General features: G+C 67.7%; 3 protein-coding genes. All 3 read right to left on the reverse strand.

What is annotated here, in order from left to right; genetic code table 11:
* Nucleotides 1–94 precede the first annotated feature (94 nt).
* A complete protein-coding gene (locus ELR45_RS00230; RefSeq protein WP_420813785.1) occupies nt 95–622 on the reverse strand; it encodes an adenine phosphoribosyltransferase in 528 nt (175 codons plus the stop codon).
* 26 nt (nt 623–648) lie between these two features.
* A complete protein-coding gene (gene yajC / locus ELR45_RS00235) occupies nt 649–1,041 on the reverse strand; it encodes a preprotein translocase subunit YajC (RefSeq protein WP_129662511.1) in 393 nt (130 codons plus the stop codon).
* 115 nt (nt 1,042–1,156) lie between these two features.
* Nucleotides 1,157–2,123: Holliday junction branch migration DNA helicase RuvB (ruvB, locus tag ELR45_RS00240; RefSeq protein ID WP_240759022.1), on the reverse strand; the 967-nt coding region annotated here is incomplete at its 5' end.

The raw sequence follows: 2,123 nt of genomic DNA on the forward strand, positions 1-2,123 counted from the left end.
GACAACACAGTGTAGGCGCCCAATGTTTCCTCAGCGAACTAGACGTCCTATTCCCAGGCTAGTCCACCGGTCTACATGGATCCACGACGACGCGCTACAGCGAAAGCAGGGTACTTACCTCGACGTCAGGCAACTTGTCACGGCCGTGCAGAAATCCGAGCTCCATCAGCACGCTCACACCGGCCACGTCCGCACCGGCCGCACGCACCAGGTCGACGGTGGCTCGCACCGTGCCGCCGGTGGCAAGCACGTCGTCGATGATCAGCACCCGCTCGCCGGGAGTGAACGCGTCCCGGTGGACCTCGATCGTCGCTTGGCCGTACTCGAGGTCATAGCTGGCGGCCGACGTGTCGGACGGTAGCTTGCCTTCTTTCCGGACCGGCACGAACCCCGCGCCCAGCCGATATGCGACCGGCGCGCCGAGGATGAATCCGCGCGCCTCGATGCCAACCACCGCGTCCACCGGGCCGCCCGCGCCACTGGCGAGCAGCTCGATGGTCCTGGCGAGCGCCGTGGGCTCGCGCAGAAGCGGTGTGATGTCCTTGAAGGCGATGCCCGGCTCGGGCCAGTCAGGTACGTCCCGGATGTGCGAGAGCAAGAGCTGATGATCGGCGGAGCTGATCATCGATGCGGGTGCATCGCTCATCTTCAGCGCGACTCGGCGTCGTTCGCCGAGTTCTGCGCCTTCTCGTCGGCGCCGCTCTCCGCATCGTCCAGCTCCGCGGAGACGTCGGAGTCCTCATCGTCGAGCGACGCAGCGTCATCGGGGTCGTCTCCGGTCGCGGGGCTGTCGATCACCCGCGCGATGGCGCGACGCACGTAGCGGTTGGTGACGCCTGGCGAAACCTCGAGCTCGACCTCGCCTTCTTCATCATCGATGGCAGCCACCGTGGCGATCAGCCCAGCACTGGTCATTACTGTGCTGCCCACGGCAAGCGACTGCTGCATCTCCGCCATCTGCCGTTTCTGCCGCTGCTGCGGCCGGATGAGGAGGAAGTAGAAGACTGCGATGAGCAGAAGAGGGAGCAGCAGCAAGTCCATGACTGACGAGCTTCCTTCGGTTAGGGGGTATTAAATGGGACGTTCGCGCGATTCTAGTCGCCGTTCGCCCCAAGTGTAGAACTCGGGCCTGCCTCACTGCGAGCAACGCGCCCCGTCATTCTTCCTCGGCCACGCTGAACAGGTCCGGCTCGCGGTCCGCGAAGGGTGCGCGCTGCGGCACGGCAAGCCCGAGGTGGGACCATGCCGCGGGGGTCGCGACCCGGCCGCGGGGTGTGCGGGCCAGCAGTCCGGCTCGCACCAGGAACGGCTCGGCGACCTCCTCGACGGTCTCCCGTTCCTCCGCCACAGCCACGGCCAGTGTCCCGAGGCCCACCGGTCCACCGCCGAAGTTCTTGCACAGCGCCATCAACACCGCTCGGTCCAGCCGGTCGAGACCGATCTCGTCGACCTCGAACACCTCGAGGGCGGCCCGCGCGATGTCGCCGGTCACCACCGAGTCGGCGCGGACCTCAGCGAAGTCCCGCACACGGCGGAGCAGACGGTTGGAGATACGTGGCGTCCCCCTGGACCGCCCGGCGATCTCTCGCGCGCCGTCCTCACGCAGATCCACCGAGAGCAGGCCCGCCGATCGGTACAGCACCTGTTCGAGCTCCTTCGGCTCGTAGAGCTCCAGGTGGCCGGTGAACCCGAACCGGTCACGCAGCGGCCCGGGAAGCAGTCCCGTGCGCGTGGTCGCGCCCACCAACGTGAACGGGGGCAGCTCGAGCGGGATGGCGGTGGCTCCGGGGCCCTTGCCGACGACGACGTCGACCCGGAAGTCTTCCATCGCCGTGTACAGCAGCTCCTCCGCGGGCCGCGCCGTGCGGTGGATCTCGTCGAAGAAGAGTACTTCGCCCTCGCTGACCGAGGAGAGGATGGCGGCGAGGTCCCCCGCGTGCTGGATGGCCGGACCGCTCGTGATCCGCAATGGCACACCCATCTCGGTGGCCACGATCATCGCCAGCGTCGTCTTGCCCAGTCCCGGAGGGCCGGACAGCAGGACGTGGTCGGCGGTGCGGCCGCGTCCGCGAGCGGCGTCGAGCACCAGCGAGAGCTGCTCACGCAGCCGTTCCTGCCCGATG

The sequence above is a fragment of the Phytoactinopolyspora endophytica genome (assembly GCF_004138495.1).
Lineage (GTDB): Bacteria > Actinomycetota > Actinomycetes > Jiangellales > Jiangellaceae > Phytoactinopolyspora > Phytoactinopolyspora endophytica.

Coding starts and splice junctions, on each gene's coding strand:
- yajC (WP_129662511.1), bottom strand. CDS start 1,041: ATGGACTTGCTGCTGCTCCCTCTTCTGCTCATCGCAGTCTTCTACTTC.